The 18,574-nt window shown below is 72.0% G+C and carries 17 protein-coding genes and 1 pseudogene; 8 read left to right on the forward strand and 10 right to left on the reverse strand.

From position 1 onward, the window contains the following. Nucleotides 1–126: 126 nt before the first annotated feature. Nucleotides 127–807: a response regulator gene (locus AC2A1K_RS34315; protein WP_483900833.1), complete on the reverse strand. Its 681-nt coding sequence runs from the start codon at nucleotides 805–807 to the stop codon at nucleotides 127–129. Beyond that, nucleotides 804–2,051 carry a sensor histidine kinase gene (locus AC2A1K_RS34320; protein WP_483900834.1) on the reverse strand — a complete coding sequence of 416 codons (1,248 nt, stop codon included), beginning with the start codon at nucleotides 2,049–2,051 and terminating at the stop codon, nucleotides 804–806. Before AC2A1K_RS34320 ends, AC2A1K_RS34315 begins: the two co-directional genes overlap by 4 nt. Before the next feature lie 111 nt (nucleotides 2,052–2,162). Between AC2A1K_RS34320 and AC2A1K_RS34325 the strand changes: the two genes are divergently transcribed. Further along, on the forward strand, nucleotides 2,163–3,146 hold the full coding sequence (locus AC2A1K_RS34325) for a hypothetical protein (RefSeq protein ID WP_483900835.1): 984 nt from the start codon (nucleotides 2,163–2,165) through the stop codon (nucleotides 3,144–3,146). Nucleotides 3,147–3,331: 185 nt separating this feature from the next. Here AC2A1K_RS34325 and AC2A1K_RS34330 read toward each other — a convergent pair. Next, nucleotides 3,332–3,415 (reverse strand): annotated as a pseudogene (locus tag AC2A1K_RS34330) (helix-turn-helix domain-containing protein); the annotation flags it as partial. Between the two features lie 65 nt (nucleotides 3,416–3,480). Continuing rightward, nucleotides 3,481–4,032 (reverse strand): TetR/AcrR family transcriptional regulator, encoded by a 552-nt coding sequence (locus AC2A1K_RS34335; protein WP_483900836.1) that lies wholly within the window; start codon nucleotides 4,030–4,032, stop codon nucleotides 3,481–3,483. A 144-nt stretch (nucleotides 4,033–4,176) separates the two neighbouring features. Between AC2A1K_RS34335 and AC2A1K_RS34340 the strand changes: the two genes are divergently transcribed. Then, the gene (locus tag AC2A1K_RS34340) at nucleotides 4,177–5,820 is read left to right on the forward strand and encodes a carboxylesterase/lipase family protein (RefSeq protein WP_483900837.1); all 1,644 of its coding nucleotides are present in this window, start codon (nucleotides 4,177–4,179) and stop codon (nucleotides 5,818–5,820) included. A gap of 268 nt (nucleotides 5,821–6,088) precedes the next feature. After that, nucleotides 6,089–7,399, forward strand: coding sequence for an amidohydrolase family protein (locus AC2A1K_RS34345; RefSeq protein ID WP_483900838.1), 1,311 nt, complete (start codon nucleotides 6,089–6,091; stop codon nucleotides 7,397–7,399). An 89-nt stretch (nucleotides 7,400–7,488) separates the two neighbouring features. On the opposite strand, the gene AC2A1K_RS34350 is transcribed toward AC2A1K_RS34345, so the two are convergent. The 6 genes from AC2A1K_RS34350 to AC2A1K_RS34375 form a co-directional block, all read right to left on the reverse strand. Further along, a complete protein-coding gene (locus tag AC2A1K_RS34350; protein ID WP_483900839.1) occupies nucleotides 7,489–8,484 on the reverse strand; it encodes a Rossmann-fold NAD(P)-binding domain-containing protein in 996 nt (331 codons plus the stop codon). Further along, nucleotides 8,469–9,662, reverse strand: a complete 1,194-nt coding sequence (locus AC2A1K_RS34355; RefSeq protein ID WP_483900840.1) for a DUF418 domain-containing protein — start codon at nucleotides 9,660–9,662, stop codon at nucleotides 8,469–8,471. Before AC2A1K_RS34355 ends, AC2A1K_RS34350 begins: the two co-directional genes overlap by 16 nt. Nucleotides 9,663–9,789: 127 nt before the next feature. Continuing rightward, nucleotides 9,790–10,065, reverse strand: coding sequence for a helix-turn-helix transcriptional regulator (locus AC2A1K_RS34360; RefSeq protein WP_483900841.1), 276 nt, complete (start codon nucleotides 10,063–10,065; stop codon nucleotides 9,790–9,792). Nucleotides 10,066–10,106: 41 nt separating this feature from the next. Then, a complete protein-coding gene (locus tag AC2A1K_RS34365; protein ID WP_483900842.1) occupies nucleotides 10,107–10,988 on the reverse strand; it encodes an ABC transporter permease in 882 nt (293 codons plus the stop codon). Further along, nucleotides 10,988–11,938 (reverse strand): ABC transporter ATP-binding protein, encoded by a 951-nt coding sequence (locus tag AC2A1K_RS34370; protein WP_483900843.1) that lies wholly within the window; start codon nucleotides 11,936–11,938, stop codon nucleotides 10,988–10,990. The genes AC2A1K_RS34365 and AC2A1K_RS34370 overlap by 1 nt, the downstream gene beginning before the upstream one ends. A 203-nt stretch (nucleotides 11,939–12,141) precedes the next feature. After that, nucleotides 12,142–12,876 (reverse strand): IclR family transcriptional regulator domain-containing protein, encoded by a 735-nt coding sequence (locus tag AC2A1K_RS34375; RefSeq protein WP_483900844.1) that lies wholly within the window; start codon nucleotides 12,874–12,876, stop codon nucleotides 12,142–12,144. A gap of 137 nt (nucleotides 12,877–13,013) precedes the next feature. Between AC2A1K_RS34375 and AC2A1K_RS34380 the strand changes: the two genes are divergently transcribed. Genes AC2A1K_RS34380 through AC2A1K_RS34400 form a run of 5 tightly spaced genes read left to right on the forward strand, consistent with a single transcriptional unit; the run spans nucleotide 13,014 to nucleotide 18,237 of the window. Continuing rightward, nucleotides 13,014–14,261 carry a Rieske 2Fe-2S domain-containing protein gene (locus AC2A1K_RS34380; protein ID WP_483900845.1) on the forward strand — a complete coding sequence of 416 codons (1,248 nt, stop codon included), beginning with the start codon at nucleotides 13,014–13,016 and terminating at the stop codon, nucleotides 14,259–14,261. Nucleotides 14,262–14,285: 24 nt separating this feature from the next. Next, nucleotides 14,286–14,759: an aromatic-ring-hydroxylating dioxygenase subunit beta gene (locus tag AC2A1K_RS34385; protein WP_483900846.1), complete on the forward strand. Its 474-nt coding sequence runs from the start codon at nucleotides 14,286–14,288 to the stop codon at nucleotides 14,757–14,759. After that, on the forward strand, nucleotides 14,756–15,763 hold the full coding sequence (locus tag AC2A1K_RS34390) for a PdxA family dehydrogenase (protein WP_483900847.1): 1,008 nt from the start codon (nucleotides 14,756–14,758) through the stop codon (nucleotides 15,761–15,763). Before AC2A1K_RS34385 ends, AC2A1K_RS34390 begins: the two co-directional genes overlap by 4 nt. Then, nucleotides 15,760–16,821: a 2Fe-2S iron-sulfur cluster-binding protein gene (locus tag AC2A1K_RS34395; protein ID WP_483900848.1), complete on the forward strand. Its 1,062-nt coding sequence runs from the start codon at nucleotides 15,760–15,762 to the stop codon at nucleotides 16,819–16,821. The genes AC2A1K_RS34390 and AC2A1K_RS34395 overlap by 4 nt, the downstream gene beginning before the upstream one ends. 39 nt (nucleotides 16,822–16,860) lie before the next feature. Further along, complete coding sequence (locus tag AC2A1K_RS34400) at nucleotides 16,861–18,237, forward strand: MFS transporter (protein WP_483900849.1); 1,377 nt, start codon at nucleotides 16,861–16,863, stop codon at nucleotides 18,235–18,237. Nucleotides 18,238–18,574: the final 337 nt, after the last annotated feature.

Consider the following 18,574-nt stretch of genomic DNA (forward strand, 5'->3'; position numbering starts at 1 on the left):
TATGCCTGGCCCGCCGCCGCACCGACGTCATCTACGCCATGCTCCGCGACCACCAGCCCTACCGCGCCCCAGCGCGAGCACCCGAGCCCCTCGCGGCTTGACAACCCCATAGAGACACCCCCCCGGCTATGTGCCGGGGGTGACCACGCCGGTCTCGTAGGCGAGAACGACCAGTTGGGTGCGGTCTCGGGTGTTGAGCTTGGCCAGCAGATGTCCGACGTGGGTCTTCACCGTGCCGAGGGTGACGTGCAGGTTCTGGGCGATCTCGGTGTTGGACAGGCCGCGCGCGATCAGGGTGAGAACCTCTCGTTCGCGGTCGGTGAGGCTGTGCAGCGCCGTGGTGGTGGGCCCGGTGGGGGGTCCTTGGCGGGCGAACGTGGCGATGAGACGACGCGTGACGCGGGGCGCGAGGAGGGCCTCGCCGGCGGCGATCACCTGGATGGCGGTGATCAGTTCAGCGGCGGTGGAGTCCTTGACCAGGAATCCGCTGGCTCCGGCGCGCAGCGCGGCGTAGACGTACTCGTCGAGGTCGAACGTGGTGAGGATGAGGACGCGGACCGCGCGGGTTTCGGGATTGGTGCAGATCCGCCGGGTGGCCTCGATCCCGTCCATGTCCGGCATTCGGACGTCCATGAGCACGACGTCCGGTTGGTGGTGGCGGGCTAGTCGGACGGCCTCGGTGCCGGTGCTGACCTCACCGATCGGGTGCAGCCCGGGTTCGGCCTCGAGCAAGACGCGGAAGCTCTCGCGGACCAGCGCGTGGTCGTCGGCGAGCAGCACGCGGGTGGCGGGCGCCGTGGTGGTCACGAGGCGCTGCCCGGTTCGGTGTGGGGGATGTCGGCCACGATCTGGAACCCGCCGTCGACCCGGGGGCCGACACTGAGCGTGCCGCCGTAGGCGTCGACCCGTTCCTGCATCCCGATCAGGCCCTGACCGCCGGCCGGGCGACGTCGCGAGGTCGGGCGCGCGGGGCCGCCGTCGGCGACCTCGACGCGCACGGTGTCGGCGGTTCTGTGTACGGCGATGCGGCAGCGCCGGGCCTCGGAGTGCTCGACGACGTTGGTGAGGGCCTCCTGCACGATGCGGAAGACTGCCAGGTCGACCCCCGGCGCCAGCCCCGCTGTTCCCCTCATCGTGAGGTCGACCTCCAGGTCCGGGCCGCAGAGTCGACCGACCAGGGCGGGCAGGTCCGCGCTGCCGGGCAGCGGGCTCCACCCCGAGTCGTTGGCGCCGGCGCGCTCGCCGGCCGCGGCGGAGGCGGGGCGTAGCACCCCGAGCAGGCGGCGGATCTCGGCCATCGCGCCGCGGCTGGTCTGCTCGATGGTGTTCAGCGCGGCTCTGGCGTGCGCGGGGTTCTCGTCGGCGACACGGCTCGCCACGGTCGCCTTGATCGTGATCAGGCTCATGGTATGGCCGAGGATGTCGTGCAGCTCGCGGGCGATCCGGAGCCGTTCGTCGGCCACCGCCTGGACCGCCGAGCGACGCGCGAACTCGGCACGGGCTGCGCGTCGGGTGTGCACGACCCTCCCGGCCACCCAGGCCGTGGTGAGCAGGACGACCGTGAATCCGAGCTCGAACTGCCACCACAGCGGTACTTCGCTGGCCGACGCGCGGGCATCCACCGGCACGTGGAGGCGATAGAACGTGGGGACGGTCGCCGCAGCCGCGCCGAGGCCCGCGACCAGAGCGGCGACGGCGGTGGTGATCCGATCGGTCAGGTTCGCCACTGTGTAGGCGGCCGCCGCGACCGGGGTGTAGGTCACCCACAGCGCTCCGGTGCCGGCGATGCCGAGCAGGGTCGTCGACGTGGCGACGAGCAGGACCGAGGCCATGACCGGGGCGGGCCATCGGCGGCGCACGAGTAGGGGCAGCGCCGCGGCGCCGCCGACCGACCAGGCCAGCCAGGCGGGGCCGGGGTAGGCCGGACCGGGCGGGTCGAGCAGCGTGTACGCCACCAGCCACGCCACGGACACCGCCGCGGCGAGGTCGAGAACCACCGCACGGCGAACCCGGGCGACCGGGTGCTGGTCCAGGCCGGCGAGCTGCGGCACAGCGGCACGCTAACGCCAGGCGCGCCGCCACCGCGTCCCCCTCAGGTCCGACACCGAGGATCCGACTCCAGCCAGAGGTCTCAGGGCGTCCCTGCGCGCGACGCTGCCCTGATGACGACGCGGCACGAGCCCGACAGCCCGCCGGGGCGTTCCGGGTCCGATCTGCGGGCGGTCGGGGTGTTCGTCGGCGCGGTGGGGCTGGGTGGGGTTGGTGGGTTCGTCCTCACCGACCTGTTCGGGGTCGGGGAGCTGCGCCTGGGCGGCAACGAGGTCTCGGCTCTCGCCTCGGCGCTCGGCGCGCTGGTGGTGGGGGCCGCGGCGGGTCGGATGCTGCTGGGTGGGACCGGCCCGGCCATGACGGTGCACGCGGCGGGGCCGGTCACCGGCTGGCCAGGTTCACGTGTCGGCGCCGGCGCGCTCATCGTGGCTCCGTTGCTGTTGCTGGCCGGCGAGGCCGTCCGGTCGGGACACCACTACTTCTTTCCCGCGCAACTCGCCGCCATGGCCAGCACCCCGGGAACCATGCTCACCTCCTACGCCCTCTACACCGCCGGGCTGGTGCTGATGATTCCCGCCTTCCTCGCCGTGGCCGGTCTGATCGGGCGGGCGCGCCCCGGATGGGCGTTCTGGGCAGCGACCATCGCCGTCGTGGGCAGCGCGGTCCGCATCTTCGAGGAGGGCATGAGCTTCCTGGCCCTGCAGCTGGTGGGCGCGCAAGGGGTGGAGGCCGCGACGGCGGCGGTCAGCGATACCTACGGAGCCTGGTATGTCCTGCAGACCCTCAACGGCAGTGACAACCTCGCGTGGGCGTTGCTCGCGATCGGCGCCTATCGGGCCGGGGTGCTCGGTTGGGTGCCCGCCCTCGGCGTGGCGTTCATGATGACCCACTACAGCGGCGTGTTGAAGGGCACCGACCTCAACTCCCTCATCGCTTCGGTGCTCCTGGCGGCCGTGTTGGTTCCCCTGGGAGCAAGTCTGTGGCGGCGCACCGAGCCGGTGACGCGCCGGGTGTGGTGGGGCGGTCTCGCGGCGCTGGCGTTCCTCGCCGGGCAGTACCTGCTCAGCGCGGTCAACGGGTTCGAGAACTGGGGATGACGTTTCCTCCCCGGCTCGATTCTCCCCCGGCTCGAGGGACCGAAGGTCAAGGCGCCTGGATGACGGTCACCGCTGGGGCCGGTGGCGCAGGAGGTCGGCGGGTTTGGCAGTCGAGTTCTCGGGCAGGGGGCATCGAGGGTGCTGAAGCGGATGGCCTTGGCCCGGCCGTTCTTGGGGATCGAGAGGTTCAGCCCGACCCCTGAGGAGAGCTCGGTAAGGGTCATGCCGCGTTCAGCGAGCAGCTCGTCGAGGGTGACGATCACGGCCATCAGACGATCACGGTCATCAGATGTATCGATAAACGACACGAGAGCAAGGTGTGCCACCGATCCACTCAGGTGGGGTTGGCCAGGCGTCGCAGACCGGTGAGGAGGTCGTCGGCCGACGGGGCGCGTCCGGGGTCGCAGAGGTGCTGCACCAGTATCCCGGTCACCAGAGCCAGTTGCGCCGAGCCGGTCGTGCGGATCGTGGTGGGGTCGAGGTCGTCCTCGTCGACCCCGAGCACAGCCGCGGCCGCACCGGCACGGCCCTGCTCGAGGCTGTTCGCCAGCAGCTCGCGCAGCGGCTCGGATCGCCCGGCGAGGACCGCGGCCTCCAGGCTCGCCACGAACAGCGCGCGATTCGCGGCGAACGAGGAGATCATGCGCGCCCACATGTCGCGAGGGTCGGTGGCGGCGCCCATCGACGTGGCGATCGCCTGGCCCCACTCGTCGATCAGGTCGTCCATGGCCCGCGTCAGCAACGCCTCCCGCGAGCCGTAGTGGTAGCCGATCGCCGCCATGCTGACCCCGGCCTCGGTGGCGATGTCACGCACGGTCGAGGCCGCGTATCCCCGCTCGAGCAGGCAGCGCTTCGCCCCGGCCAGCAGATCGTCCCGGTTGCCCACGGCTCGCAGCGTAGCGCCCGGACAGGCGATCGACTGATTCGACCGCGCTAGTCGTTCGAACGCATTGATCAAACGCCTTGCGCGTTTGCCCAATTCTTGTCACGGTGAGGTCGGCGTCCCGTCCGGGACGGGATGGGGGTGCTCATGAGTCACCGTGCCGCGAGACCGCTGGGCGGTGCCCTCGGCCTCGTCCTCGCTGCCCTGGTGGGGTGCGCGGCCCAGCAGTCCCCGGCACAGCCGAACGACCAGCCGGGTTCGCGGTCCGGGAGCGACGCCCCGATCGTCTGGACCGATGCTGGTCCGGTGCGCGGCAGCATCGCCCCCGAGGCCGATGTGCATGCCGGCGGCGCCATCGGGGGTGTCGCCAGGTTCCGCGGCATCCCGTACGCGGCCCCGCCGACCGGCGACCTGCGCTGGGCGCCGCCCCGCCCGGCCGAGCCCTGGAGCGAACCACGGGACGCGACCGCCTCTGGACCGATGTGCGCGCAGAACGGCCTGGAGCTCGGACGCCCCAGCCTGGACGAGGATTGTCTCACCCTCGAGGTCACCGCCCCGGCCGCGGTCGGCACCGGCCGACCGGTCCTGGTGTGGGTGCACGGCGGCAGCCACAAGGACGGCAGCGGCAGCCTCTACGGCGCGAGCGGGCTGGCCCGAGCCGGTGACGCGGTCGTCGTGACGATCAACTACCGGCTCGGAGCGTTCGGCTGGTTCGCCCACCCCTCCCTGCCGGGTGCCGAGAACCTCGGCCTCGCTGACCAGCAGGCCGCTCTGCAGTGGGTGCAGCGCAACGCCGCCGCGTTCGGCGGCGACCCGGACAACGTCACCCTCGCCGGCGAGTCCGGCGGGGGTGCCGCGGTCTGCGCGCAGCTCGCCTCGCCCACAGCCGACGGCCTGTTCGCCAAGGCGATCATCCTCAGCGCCGACTGCACCGCCACTTGGTCACTCGAACGCAGCACCGCACCGCGCCCCCGCGACCTCGCCGAACGGCGCGGCCGAGCGATCGCCGACCGTCTGGGCTGTCCCGACCCGGCCACCGCAGCACCGTGCCTGCGCACCAGGTCCGTGGCCGAGATACGCCAGGCATCCGACGACGGCGAGGGCGTCGGCCCCTCCACGGGCACCGCGCTGCTGCCCGTGGATCCCGCCCGCGCGCTGGCCACCGGGCAGCTGCGCGCCGTGCCGACGTTGATCGGGTTCAACCGCGACGAGGAACGCTTCCGCATCTACGGCGAGGAACTCGGCAGCGGACGCCCCACGACCATGACCGATCTGCGGCGCGAAGTGGATCGGATCGCCGGACCACGAGCCGCCGCGGTCCACGCCGCATACCCCTGCGCCGACGACTCCTGCGCCGCCACCACCCTGGCCGAGCTGCTCACCGCGCGGAACTACGCGTACGGCGTCGTCGCCGCCGCCGGGCGACTCTCCGAGCGAGCACCGACGTTCGCCTACGAGTTCGCCGACCCCCACCCACCCTGGTTCCGCGCCCTGCCTCCACCCCGCTTCCCGCCCGGGGCCTACCACACCGCAGAGCTCTCCTACCTGTTCGACATCGACTGGGCCGAGCCGCTCACGCCCCACCAGCACACCCTGTCCGACCAGATGATCGGCTACTGGACACGATTCGCCCGCCACGGCGACCCCGGCGGCGAGGGCACCCGGTACTGGGCGGCCTACACCGGGCCGACCTCCGCCCAGGCCCTCGCGCCCGGGCCCGAGGGGATCCGGCCCGCCACCGACCTCGCCGAGCGTCACCGCCTTCCGCTCTGGGACGCCCTGGCGGAATAGATCGACTTTCGTTCGCGGCCGTGGGGCCATCTGTGCGCCGGCGCACCCAACGTGCCGTCACACGCTCGGCCCGTGACGTCCCCGAGCCGGACGGGGGCTCCACCATCGACTCGATCATCGAGTAGCCGCGCGGCTACGGTCAGCAACAGCGCTCGGCGGACCGATCCCCCGGGGGTTGGGACCCGACCCCTCCCCGCCCTACGAGATGCCCGACGAATGGAGGTCGGCGACGATGTGTCTCGACCTGCCGACGCCAGCGCACGTACAGGTGACGCGCCGGGCCGTCCTGGCCGGCGCCGCGGCCCTGGGCCTGGGCCTGGCCGGCTGTAGCGCCTCGGAATCGGCCCGACCTGCATCCGGATCAACACCCGGTCCCGCCCCGGGCACAGCCGGCCCCCGCGCGTTCGCGGTGCGCGACGCCGCGGTGTTCGACGGTGAGCAGTCCCTCGGCGCGGCGACCGTGCTCGTCGAAGACGGACACGTCCGCGCCGTCGGCCCCGATGTGCGCCTCCCCGACGGCGTCGAGCCCATCGACGGCCGCGGTGCCACGCTGCTGCCCGGCCTGATCGACAGCCACGTCCACGCGTTCGCCCCCGACCGGGACGCGCCCCGGTTCGGGGTCACCACCGAGATCGACATGTTCACCTTCACCGAGCTGCTCGGCCCCTACCGCGAGCAACGCACCTCGGCGGCGCCCACACCGTTCTGCGACCACTGGAGCGCCGGCACTCTGGCCACCGTGCCCGGCGGCCACGGCACCCAGTACGGCCCGGTACCCACCCTCGCGCCCGGTGCCGATGCGCAGCAGGCCGACACCTTCGTCGCCGCGCGCCTCGATGAGGGCTCCGACCACCTCAAGATCATCGTCGAGGACGGTGGGCTGTACGGGCAGCCCGTGGCGACCCTGGGCGGCGAGCAGGTCGGCCACCTCGTGCGCGCCGCGCGCCGGCGCGGCGCCACCAGCGTCGCGCACGTCGGAAGCCGCCGCGACGCCGAGGCCGCCGTGGCGGCCGGCCCCGACGGGCTCGCCCACGTCCCCGGCGAACCGATGCCCGCTGAGCTCGTCACGCGCGCCGCCGCGCAGGGCATGTTCGTCGTCGCCACCCTCAGCGTCTACGACGCCTTGGCCTGCGCCGGGGCAGGGCGTGCTCTGGCCGCCGACCCGCGCCTCGCGCCGTGGCTGACCGACGCCCAGCGCGGCGGGCTGACCGGGCAGGTCGGCGGACGCTGCCGACCTCCGGTCCTGCCCGCGGCGATCGCGAACCTGGGCGCCCTGCACGCCGCCGGTGTGTCCGTGCTGGCGGGCACCGACGTCGCCGGCCCGCGCCTGGCCCACGGAGCCGGCCTGCACGGCGAGCTCGAGCTGCTCACCCGAGCCGGCCTGACCCCGTCCGAGGCGCTGCGCGCGGCCACCGCAGAACCGGCCCGCCGCTTCGGGCTCGAGCGCCGCGGACGCATCGCGCCCGGGCACCGCGCCGACCTCGTCCTCGTCGAGGGAGACCCCACCCGCGACATCACCGCCACGCGCTCCATACGTCACGTGTGGCGCAACGGCCACCCCATCGACCGCCGCCCATGACACCCGTCCCGGCGACGGGCCACGGCGCGGAACCCGCCCCCGACCTATCGCCGTGTGTTGGGGGCAGAGGCAGCGCTCGGGCCAGTAGCTCAGGCGTTCGACGGCTCCCGCTGGGCGAGCGCCGCGTCGTCGGCGTCGGCGTCCTCGGGTGTCCAGGTGGGCTCGACCGGTGGATGTTCGAGGTGCCAGCGCACGGATTCGACGATGCGGCGTTCGGCCGGCTCGGGTGCCCAGCCGAGCAGTCGCTGCGCTCGCGCTACCGAGACCACGAGGTGTTGGGCGGGCGCTGCGGTGAGCGCGAGATCGGGCGGCAGGAGGTGTTCGGGGACGTCGACGAGGTCAGCTGTGGCACCGGCGGCCTCGAGGATGCGTCGAAACCACCAGCCGAGGGTTCTGGTGGTGGGCTCGCCGAGGTTGATGGGCAGCCCGGCGCCGACTCCAGTATCGAGAGCGGCCAGTACGCCGGTGGCGAGATCGTCGACATGGCCGCGGGTCCAGAGCAGGTTCGATGCGCCGACCGGGATCTCGCTGCGTCCGGCGCGAACGCGACGCAGCACCACCTCCTCACGCCGTTGCCAGTCGTGCGGCCCATAGATCAACGGCAGGCGCAGGACGGTCGCCCCCTGGGCAAGCCAACGATCCTCGACGTCGAGCTTGTCGTAGTCGTCGGGCACCACGTCGAGCCCGAGACCGCGGTACGGGTAGCGCTCTCGACGGAGCTCGGCGTCCTCGTCCAGGGGCACCGCCGCGACATCGCGCCCGCTGCGCAGACCGGCGTGGGCCTCGTAGACGTCCTGACTGGAGAGCACCACCGCCGGCAGGCCCGCGAACACTGACAGCACCGCGTCGACGTCGGCGCCGGTCAAGGCGCAGGTGTCCACGACCGCGTCAGGACCGAAGTTCCGAACCTCCGTGCTGCGGGACGCGAGGTCGTGGCGGTCGCCGAGCAGGTGCACGACCGGTACCCACGGTGTGGGCGTGCTGCGGCCCCGATGGATCACGAGCACCTCGTCGCCGCGGTCGTACAGCCGCTCCACGATTCGTCGCCCGAGAAACCAGGTACCGCCGATCACCGCGACACGCATCGTTGCCTCCCTCCACCGAAGCCACTGCCGTAGAACAGAGGATGGCTCGAGAAAGTAGCTCGGTGAGGTCGAGACGACCGGCGCGCTGGGGGGACTCGGTGGACGCAGCGGCGCATCAACTCGTCGAGGGGGCCGGGACGGCCCGTGATCTCGAGCCACGTCGCGAGCAGCAGGCTGACCGACCAGGCCGCGACAGCTACCAAGAGTGCACCAGCGCTTCCCACGAAGGTTCCCAGGCCGATCAGGTCGGGCTGGAGGGCGACCGCGACCAGGAGCGAGTTGAGGACATAGAAGGTCAACGAGCGTTGCCCCATCGCGGCGACCGCCCTGGTCAACGGGCGGCTGCGGTCGAGACGCAGACTCCACAGCGCGAACAGCGCCGCGTACCCGGCTCCGCCCAGTACCCCGGCAAGGACCTGGAGTCCCATGAACAGCCCACCGACGACCGCGCCCGGTGAGAGCACTCCGATCGCGGTCAGGGCCGACGGCACGGCGCAAAGCACGGAGACGGTGATGCCGACGAGGGCGACCCTGCTCAGGACTCGCCGATGGGCGGCAGGGTCGTCGAGCAGGCCCGCGCGGCCCGCCCGATAACCGAGGACCACCAGGAGCAGCAAGGGATAGGCGACGCCGATGAGCAAGGGGGCGAACGGCAGGCCGACGAGGCGCCCGATCCAGTCCTCGGCGGTGAGGTAGCCGGGCACGGCGCTGGCAGCATCGGCGCCGTCCATGCTCGTGAGCACGCTCATGGCGACCATGGCGCCCGGAACGCTGGCTGCGTAGAACACCGCCAGCACCACGGTCGCGCGCGCCAGCGCCTGGTCGGAGCGCAGCAGCAACCAACCGGTGATCAGGGCGGCGAGACCGTACGAGGACAAGATCTCGCCAGGGAAGACCAGGAATGCGTGCACGAACCCGAACAACAGCAGGAAGCTGCCGCGCCGGTGCAGGAGTCGGCGGACCTGTGGGGCGGAGGTGCCCCGGCTCTTCTGTCGAGCCACCATCCAGGCCATGCCGTAGCCGAAGAGGATCGCGAACATCGGGAAGGCGCGGTTGTCCAGCAACAGCGTGGTGGCCAGCGCGGCGATCCGATCCTGGAGCGGTTGTTCGGACATGTCGGTACCGAAGCCGGCCCCGACGTACACCCCGGCGTAGGCCATGGCGATGAGCAGCAGCATCACACCGCGTGCCAGGTCCGGGGCGAGCTGGCGGGAGGCTGCCCCGGCAGGCCGCCCCGGGGTGGACGGAGCCTCGAAGGCGGACATGTCGACGCGACCCCTGACTCGAGACGTTGTTCGGGTCTTCTCAACCAGCCCGATCGCGCGGCGAACCCCCACGCTCTGCCGTCCGTCCGTCTGCTGGGCCGAGTCGGGGGAACGGGCGGAGGGCGAACACGACCTCGACAGGCACGTCGAAGTGTTCGGCGATGCGCAGGGCGAGGTGCAGGCTCGGGCTGTACTCGCCGCGTTCGAGGTAGCCGACGGTCTGGTAGTGCACGCCCAGGGCGTCGGCGAGGTCCCGGCGGGAGATGCCGCGTTCGGCGCGCAGCATGGCGATGCGGTTGTAGGTGGTCTCGCTCATCGGCGCTCCCGACGAGTTGTCGTGTCCGTGCTGTTGATCGGTCAGGCCCCCCGTTGCAGAACTTGCTGACGGCGGTGTTCCATCACCGAGCCCGATTCGCGTCGGGCGCGGTAGCGCAGCAGCATCGGTCCGAAGACCAGCCCGGCGGCGGCCCACGCACCGAGCACGAGGACGGTCTCGACCGGGCGCCAGGAGCCGGCCACTTCGACCGCCGACGCGTCGGCCGTCAGGAACACCGACCGCAGACCGAGCCCGAGCCAGTACAGCGGGAAGACTTGGACCACGAGCTGCACCCAGGCCCAGAGGGCCTGCAACGGAATCCACAATCCCGACACGAACGCCAGGCCCATGGTCAGCAGGAACCCCAGCCCGCCGATCGCGCGCGGGCTATGGATCACCGAGCCGAGGGCGATGCCCAGCGGCAGGCACGCGAGCAGACCGAGCAACAGGTATCCGGCCAGTCCGAGCCACAACGTCGGAGAGGCGACGGGAACCCCGTCGACGATGAACAGTCCAGGCAGCAGGACCACGAGCACGGCCACCACGGTGTCGAGCACCGCGACCACGGCCAGCCCGACAACGTAGGCCGTCATCCCGTGCGGGGTGGCCTTGGCCCGCAGCAGGGTGCCGTCCTCGCGTTCGGTGGCGAGGTTGTAGGCGATGCCCATCACCGAGAACACGATCATCAATGCCACCAGCCCGGGCAGCATGGATCCGCCGAGGGTGACCGAGGTGCCCGGCAGTGGGACGTCGCGGTAGAGGATCAGGAACACCAACGGGATCGCGTTGAGCACCACCGCGTTGAACCAGCCCTCGGTGGTCGTCACGAAGCTGCGCCAGGTGATCCAGCCCCGCGCGAGCCCGAGCCGTACCGGCAAGAACCGCTCGCCGGCCGACGCTTGCTCTGGGTGGGTGAGAGTCATCAGCGTCCCCTCTCCTGCGCGAGCCCCACCGACCCGCGATCCCCGGTCTCCCCGGTCGGCCCGTGCGACGTGCGCACCATGGCCATGTAGGTCTCCTCGAGCGAGGGTCGCCGCACCTCGAGGTCGTCCACGGGACCGCCGGGCGCGTTGAGTAGTTCAGCGACGAAGCCGGTGGCGTCGTCGGTGGTGTGCACGTAACGAACGCCCTGACGGGCCCAACGCACTTCGGCTTGGCTGGCAACCCTACGGGCCAACGCGTCGGGGCTGTCGTGGCCGACGATGCGACCACCCGCCAGAATCGCGACCCGGTCGGCCAGCGTCTCGGCCTCGGCGAGATCGTGGGTGGTGAGCAAGATCGTGGTCTGTTCGACGTCGGCGAGCCGATGCACCAGATCGTGGAACTCCCGGCGGGCCTGTGGATCGAATCCCGCGGTCGGCTCGTCGAGGAACAACAGCTGCGGACGGCCCACCACGCCGATGGCCACATCCAGACGCCGGCGCTGGCCACCGGACAAAGCACCAACCCGCCGCTGGGCCGACTCGGTCAGCCCGACCAGCTCCAGCAGCTCGTCGACGTCGACCGGCCGCGGCCGACCCGGCGCGCCGAACCGCCGATAGAACCGCCCGAAGTGTTCCAACAGCTCCCGCACGCGCCACTTGGCATGGTCCCGCCATGACTGCAGCACCACACCGAGCTCGGCGCGCCAGCGCTCGTCGCCGTGCGCGGGATCGACCCCCAGCACCCGCACACTGCCCGCCGAGCGGGCCCGAAAGCCCTCCAAGATCTCGATCGTGGTGGTCTTGCCCGCTCCGTTCGGACCGAGCAGCGCCAGCACCTCGCCTCGGCGAAGGTCCAGGTCGACCCCGCGCAGCACCTCGATAGGGCCATAAGCCATGCCCAGCCCGCGAACGCGCACGATCACATCGCCGTGCTCTTCAGGCGCCCCCATCGGCCCCACCCTCACCTTCGTCGCAACACTCCCTCCGTCGATAGTACACATACTGCCCATGAAGGCAGATACAGGACAATCAGGACGGGCGGGACTGGGACCACCGATCCACATCGGACGAACGAACCACCGCTCCTCGACCGCATGGAGGCCGGCTCCGTGCAGCTCCAGGCGCTGGCGGGCGATCGGAGCGACAAGGGGCTCTAGAGCGTTCGGGCGAGGCGGCCGGCGTGACGAGCGAGGGTGGGGAGGAAGCGCGCGCGCATCGCGTCCGCCGAGATGCGGCTGGTGGAGGCGCTGACACTCATGGCGGCGACCGTGCGGCCGCGGCCGGTGACGACGGGGACCGCCAGGGCACGCATGCCGAGCTCGAGCTCTTCGTCGGTCATCGCGTGCCCCTCCTCCCGAGCACGGTCGATGATGGCGGCGAGATCATCAGCGCGGGTGACCGTGTGCACGGTGCGGGCCTGTCGGGACCCGGCGGCGAGGTAGGTGGCGACCTCGCCGCCGGACATCGCGGCGAGCAGGACCCGACCGGTGGCGGAGCAGTACCCGGGGAGGCGGGCGCCGAGTCGCACGCCGGTGGAGACGATGTGCTGGGCCTCTGCGCGGGCGACGAACACCGACCAGCCGTCCTCCCACACCGCCAACGACACCGACTCGTCGAGCTCTTCACGCGCCGCTACGAGGTGGGGCTGAGCGAGCTGGGGCAGCGGATCGGCCTCGAGGTAGGACGCTCCGAGCCGCATCATCCGCGGGGTCGGGCGGAAGTACTTGCCGTCATGGGTCAAGTAGCCCAGCTCGACCAGGGTCAGCAGGCAACGGCGCGCCGCGGCCCGTGTCGTGCCCGACGCCTCAGCGGCCTCGGAGACCGTGAGCTGCGACGACGTTCGCCCGAACGCCTCGATGACGGCCAACCCCTTGGCCAGCCCGCCCATGCCCTCCGGACTGCGCCCGCTCCCGTCGTCCTTGACAGGCGGGTCACTCGACGGTTCTTCTGTTCGCGAGACGACCACGTGTTCGTTATACGAACAGACGAGGTCGTTGTCAACCGCGACACAGGGAGCCACCACTCGTGCCGAGCACCACCACCCGGGACCGTCCGGACTGGCCCGCGGGCCTCACCCGCATCCCCTACTGGATCTTTCAGCGCGAGGACGTCTACGCCGACGAGCAGCAGCACGTCTTCCGAGGCCCGCACTGGAACTACCTCTGCCTCGTCGCCGACGTCCCGGAGGTCGGCGACTACCGGGCGACGTTCGTCGGTGACACCCCGGTGCTGGTGGCGCGCGACGTGGACGGCGAGCTCTACGCCTTCGAGAACCGCTGCGCTCACCGCGGCGCGCTGCTCGCCCTCGACGACCGCGGGAGCACCACCGACTTCACCTGCGTCTACCACGGGTGGAACTACAACCTGCAGGGCGACCTGACCGGGGTGGCCTTCGAGAACGGCGTCGGCGGCAAGGGCGGCATGCCCTCGTCGTTCTGCAAGCAGGCCCACTCACCCCGCAAGCTGCGCCTCGCGGTCCTGCACGGGCTGGTGTTCGGAAGCCTCTGCGACGACGTGCCGGAGATCGAGGAGTACCTCGGCGAGGAGATCACCGCCCGCATCGAGCGAGTGCTGGGCGGCCGGACACCGGTGGTGCTGGGGCGCTTCACCCAGCAGCTGCCGAACAACTGGAAGCTCTACGTGGAGAACGTCAAGGACTCCTACCACGCCAGCATCCTGCACCTGTTCTTCACGACCTTCGAGCTCAACAAGCTCTCGATGCGCGGCGGCATCATCGTCTCGGAGTCCGGCGGGCACCACGTCAGCTTCTCGGCGATCGACCGCGAGGCCGAGGCCGCCCGCGACCGCTCCTACGCCGAGGCAGGCATCCGCTCCGACAGCGAGTACGCGCTGGCCGACCCCAGCCTGCTCGACGGGTTCAGCGAGGTCGGCGACGACACGACGCTCCAGATCCTGTCGGTGTTCCCCGGCTTCGTGCTCCAGCAGATCCAGAACTCCGTGGCCGTGCGCCAGATCCTGCCGCGCGGCACCGCGTCCACCGACCTGAACTGGACCTATCTCGGGTTCGCCGAGGACACCCCCGAGCAGCGCCGGGCGCGGCTCAAGCAGCAGAACCTGGTCGGCCCGGCGGGCTACGTGTCCATGGAGGACGGCTGCGTCGGCGGCTTCGTCCAGCGCGGCGTCGCCGGCGCGGCCGACGAGGCCGCACTGCTGCAGATGGGCGGTGACGGCGCGGAGTCCAGCTCCAGCCGCGTCACCGAGGCCTCCATCCGTGGCTTCTGGAAGGCCTACCGCGCCGCGACCGGCTACTGAGCCGGACACCCCCGAGGAGAGACCGTGCACGACGACGCGTTCGCCCGGGTCAGCCGGGCGCAGGCCGCCTACGCCCGCTGCATCGACGAGGGCCCACTCGAGGCGTGGCCCGACTACTTCACCGACGACTGCTTCTACCAGGTCACCACCGCCGACAACCACCGCGACGGGCTGGAGGCAGGCCTCATCTGGGCCGATTCCCGAGGCATGCTCGCCGACCGGATCTCGGCACTGCGTGAGGCCAATGTCTACGAGCGCCACACCTACCGTCACCTGCTCGGCCAGCCCCACCTCACCGACGCCGGCACCGACGACGTCGTCGACAGCGAGACGCCGTTCCTCGTCGTCCGGGTGACCCGCGACGGCGAGAGCGACCTCTTCGCCACCGGCCGCTACCTCGACCGCTACCGGCTCGACGACGGGGACGCGCGGCTGGTCCGCCGCGTCGTCGTCTGCGACAGCAACCGCATCGACACGCTCCTGGCGCTGCCGCTGTGAGCCCCCGGACCCTCCTGACCACCGGCGACCCGCACGGCATCGGCCCCGAGCTCGCGGCCTCCGCGGTCGCCGCACTCGCCGCGAACGGCGAGGCACCCCCACTCGTCGTCGGCCCACCCGGCCCGCTGGCCGCTCCCGCGGCGCGCTGCGACCTGGCCGTCCGCGAGACCGACGGCACCGCCGCACCCGAGCCCGGCGTGCTCGACGTGGTCCCCGTCGACGCCCCCGGCCTCGGCGCACCGGGGACGCCGACGGCCGCCTCCGGCGCGGCCACCGTGGCCTCGGTCCGCGCCTGCCTCGCACTGGTCGCCCGGGGACTCGGGGGCGGGATCGTCGCCGCACCGCACTCGGAGACCGCGGTCGCGGCGGCGGGCATCGACTTCGCCGGCTACCCCGCACTGCTCGCCGACCTGCTCGGCCGGTCCCGCGACACGGTGTTCCTGCTGCTCGTCGGGGGCGGGCTGCGCGTCGTGCACGCGACCCTGCACGAGCGCCTGGCCGACGCCCTGACGCGCCTCGACCCCGAGCTCGTCGCGGCCGCCGCCCGCGAGGCCCACCGGGCGCTGCGCGCGCTGGGCGTCGAGCGACCCCGCCTGACCGTGTTCGGGATCAACCCGCACGCGGGAGAGGGCGGTCTGTTCGGCCGCGACGACGACGCCGTCACCGTGCCCGCGGTCGCGCGGCTCCGCGCCGAGGGCCTCGACGTCGACGGCCCCGTCGGCGCCGACATCGTCCTCGCCGACGAGCGACGCGAGAGCTACGACGCCTTCGTCGCGATGTACCACGACCAGGGCCACCTGCCGGTCAAGCTCCTCGCCGGCCGCACGGCGAGCGCGCTCTGCATCGGCGCCGGGCCGGTGTTCGCCAGCGTCGGGCACGGGGCCGCCTTCGACATCGCGGGCGCCGGCACCGCCGACGTGACCCCCACCCTGCGCGCCCTGCGCCTTGTCACCGGCGTCGTCACCGGCGTCACCACGTCCACCGACCCGGAGGTCCGCGCGTGACCACGTCCGCCCTGCCGTCCACGAGCGATCCCGGGCCCGACTCCGCCGGCACGCACACCATCAGCATCAGGGCCAGCGGCCTGTCCTTTCCGTGCGCCGACGGCCAGACCGTGCTCGAGGCCGCCGAGACCGCCGGGCTGCGCATCCCGTATTCGTGCCGCAAGGGGGTGTGCGCCACCTGCGAGGGCGGGCTCTCGCGCGGCGTGGCCGACGTCCGGGGACGCGGCGCGGTCACCGGGCCCACCCCGGCGGTGCGACTGTGCCAGGCCCGCCCGCGCGGCGATGTGGACGTGGTCCCCACCCGCGTCGAGCGCCGCGGCCCGCCGGAGCGCAAGCGGCTGCCCGCCCGCGTGTTCGGCCTGGAGCATCCCGCGCCCGACGTCACCGTGCTCAAGCTGCGGTTCCCCATCGGACGTCGGGCGCCCTTCGCGGCGGGCCAGTACCTGCGGGTACACCTACCCGGCGGCGACAGCCGCAACTTCTCCATGGCCAACGCCCCGCAGGACAACGACGGCGCCGAGCTGCACGTGCGCCACGTGCCGGGCGGGCGCTTCTCCGAGGAGGTGCTCGGGCGCCTGCGCCGCGAAGACATCCTCGACGTCGAGCTGCCCTTCGGTGAGTTCGGCATCCCGCCGACCGCCGACGACACACCCGCGCGCCCGATGCTGCTCGTCGCCACCGGCACCGGGTTCGCGCCGATCCAGTCGATCGTGCTCGACCACGTCCGCCGGCGGCTGACCCGCCCACTGCACCTCTACTGGGGCGCCCGGACCCCGGCCGACCTCTACCGCCTCGACACCGTCTCGGCCTGGGCGCGGCGCCACCCCTGGCTGCGTGTCACCCCCGTCGTCTCCGAGGCCGCGCGCACCTGGACCGGACGCACCGGGCTGGTCCACCGCGCCGTCCTCGACGACCACAGCGATCTGGCCGGACACGAGGTCCTCACCTGCGGCAACCCGGCCATGACGACGGCCGCCCGCGACGAGTTCACCGGCACCGGCGGCCTCCCGCCCGCGCATTACCTCTCCGACGCGTTCCTGCCCTCCGGCGACGCCTGACCCCACCGCGACCACCACCACCCGACAGCGAGGTCAGCCATGCCCACCGACACCACCAGCGGGGAGAGCGTGCGGCTCCCGGACTTCGTCGACGATCGGCCGATCAGTCGCTTCCAGTACGGCGTGCTCGCGCTGTGCGGGCTGGTCATGTTCATCGACGGCTTCGACACCCAGGCCATCAGCTACATGGCGCCGTCCATCGCGCGCGAGTGGGGTCTCTCCCCGGCCGCGCTCGGTCCCGTGTTCTCCTCGGCGCTGGTCGGCCTCATGGTCGGTTACCTCGCGCTGTCGCCCCTGTCGGACCGGTTCGGGCACAAGCGCATGGTCGTCGCCGCCACTGGCCTGTTCAGCCTGTTCACACTGAGCTCGATGCTGGTGGACTCCGTCGGCCCGCTGCTGGTGCTGCGGTTCCTCACCGGCGTCGGCCTCGGCGCCGCCGCACCCAGCGCCATCGCCCTGACCAGCGAGTTCGCTCCTCGACGGCGGCGAGCGACCTTCGTGCTCGTCATCTACTGCGGATTCTCGTTCGGCTTCGTCGTCGCAGGGCTCGCCGCCGGGGCGCTCATCCCCGCCTTCGGCTGGCGCTCGCTGTTCCTCGTCGGCGGCGCCGTCCCGCTGGTGCTGGTGCCGTTGCTGCTGCGCTACCTGCCGGAGTCGATGAGCTTCGCGCTACGCCGCGGCATCCCGGTGGCAACCACCCTGCGTCGCCTCGACCCCACGCTGCCCGTCGACGTCACCGCCACCAGCGCCGACGCCGAGCCGGCAGCCACGCGCCGCTCGCCGGTGACGGTGTTGTTCACCCGGCGCTGGCTCGTGCCGACACTGCTGCTCTGGCTCGTCTTCGTCATCAACCTCGCCGAGTTCTACGCACTGCAGAGCTGGTTGCCGACCATCCTCGAGGACCTGCAGTACCCCACGAGCGCCGTCGTCGCGGCCACCACCCTCACCACCGTCGGCGGGATCGCTGCCGCCCTGATCACCGGGCCGGCCATGGACCGCCTCGGCGCCGCCCGCACCCTCGGCGTGCTCTACGTGGTCGGCTTCGTCTTCGTCGCCGCCATGGGTCTCGCTCTGTCCGCGCCCCTGTGGGTCCTGCTCACCGCCAACTTCCTCGCCGGCTGCTGCGTCAGCGGCGGGCAGAAGAGCGTCATCGCCTTCGCGTCCGTGTTCTACCCCGAGCGCATCCGCTCCACCGGCGTCGGCTGGGCACTCGGCGTCGGCCGCGTCGGCGGCATCTTCGGCCCCATCGTCGTCGGCCTCGCCATCGCCGCGCAGTGGTCCCACAGCACACTCTTCTTCGCCCTCGCCGTACCCATGCTGCTCGCCGGCCTCACCGTCTTCGCCCTCCGTGGACGCGGCGACGACACCGAAACGGCCACCTCATCAACCGCCGAGTCGGTGCCGGCAGGGAACTGAGCAAGGACGCAGCCCCGGCCGACCCGTTCAGTGCCGAGCAGGCGACGGTTGACCGCACGGACGAGCGGCGCGGTGCGCAGGAACCTCTCGGTCCGATTCGTCGCGTTGCTCACTCTCCAGTGTGCCGTTCGCGGGGACATCAGCCTCGAGTCGGGCCGGGCAGCCAGACCACGGGTTCGGTGACCATGACCTCGGCGGTCGTCCCGACCGCCGGGGGGTGTCTCTATGGGGTTGTCAAGCCGCGAGGGGCTCGGGTGCTCGCGCTGGGGCGCGGTAGGGCTGGTGGTCGCGGAGCATGGCGTAGATGACGTCGGTGCGGCGGCGGGCCAGGCATATC

The sequence above is a fragment of the Actinomycetospora sp. 2LY8.5 genome (assembly GCF_057180585.1).

Excerpts from the sequence above, each read along its gene's own strand:
- AC2A1K_RS34325 (WP_483900835.1), top strand. The coding sequence starts at position 2,163 with ATGACGACGCGGCACGAGCCCGACAGCCCGCCGGGGCGTTCCGGGTCC.
- AC2A1K_RS34340 (WP_483900837.1), top strand. The coding sequence starts at position 4,177 with ATGAGTCACCGTGCCGCGAGACCGCTGGGCGGTGCCCTCGGCCTCGTC.
- AC2A1K_RS34350 (WP_483900839.1), bottom strand. The coding sequence starts at position 8,484 with ATGCGTGTCGCGGTGATCGGCGGTACCTGGTTTCTCGGGCGACGAATC.
- AC2A1K_RS34355 (WP_483900840.1), bottom strand. The coding sequence starts at position 9,662 with ATGCTGCTGCTCATCGCCATGGCCTACGCCGGGGTGTACGTCGGGGCC.
- AC2A1K_RS34360 (WP_483900841.1), bottom strand. The coding sequence starts at position 10,065 with ATGAGCGAGACCACCTACAACCGCATCGCCATGCTGCGCGCCGAACGC.
- AC2A1K_RS34365 (WP_483900842.1), bottom strand. The coding sequence starts at position 10,988 with ATGACTCTCACCCACCCAGAGCAAGCGTCGGCCGGCGAGCGGTTCTTG.
- AC2A1K_RS34370 (WP_483900843.1), bottom strand. The coding sequence starts at position 11,938 with ATGGGGGCGCCTGAAGAGCACGGCGATGTGATCGTGCGCGTTCGCGGG.
- AC2A1K_RS34375 (WP_483900844.1), bottom strand. The coding sequence starts at position 12,876 with ATGGGCGGGCTGGCCAAGGGGTTGGCCGTCATCGAGGCGTTCGGGCGA.
- AC2A1K_RS34400 (WP_483900849.1), top strand. The coding sequence starts at position 16,861 with ATGCCCACCGACACCACCAGCGGGGAGAGCGTGCGGCTCCCGGACTTC.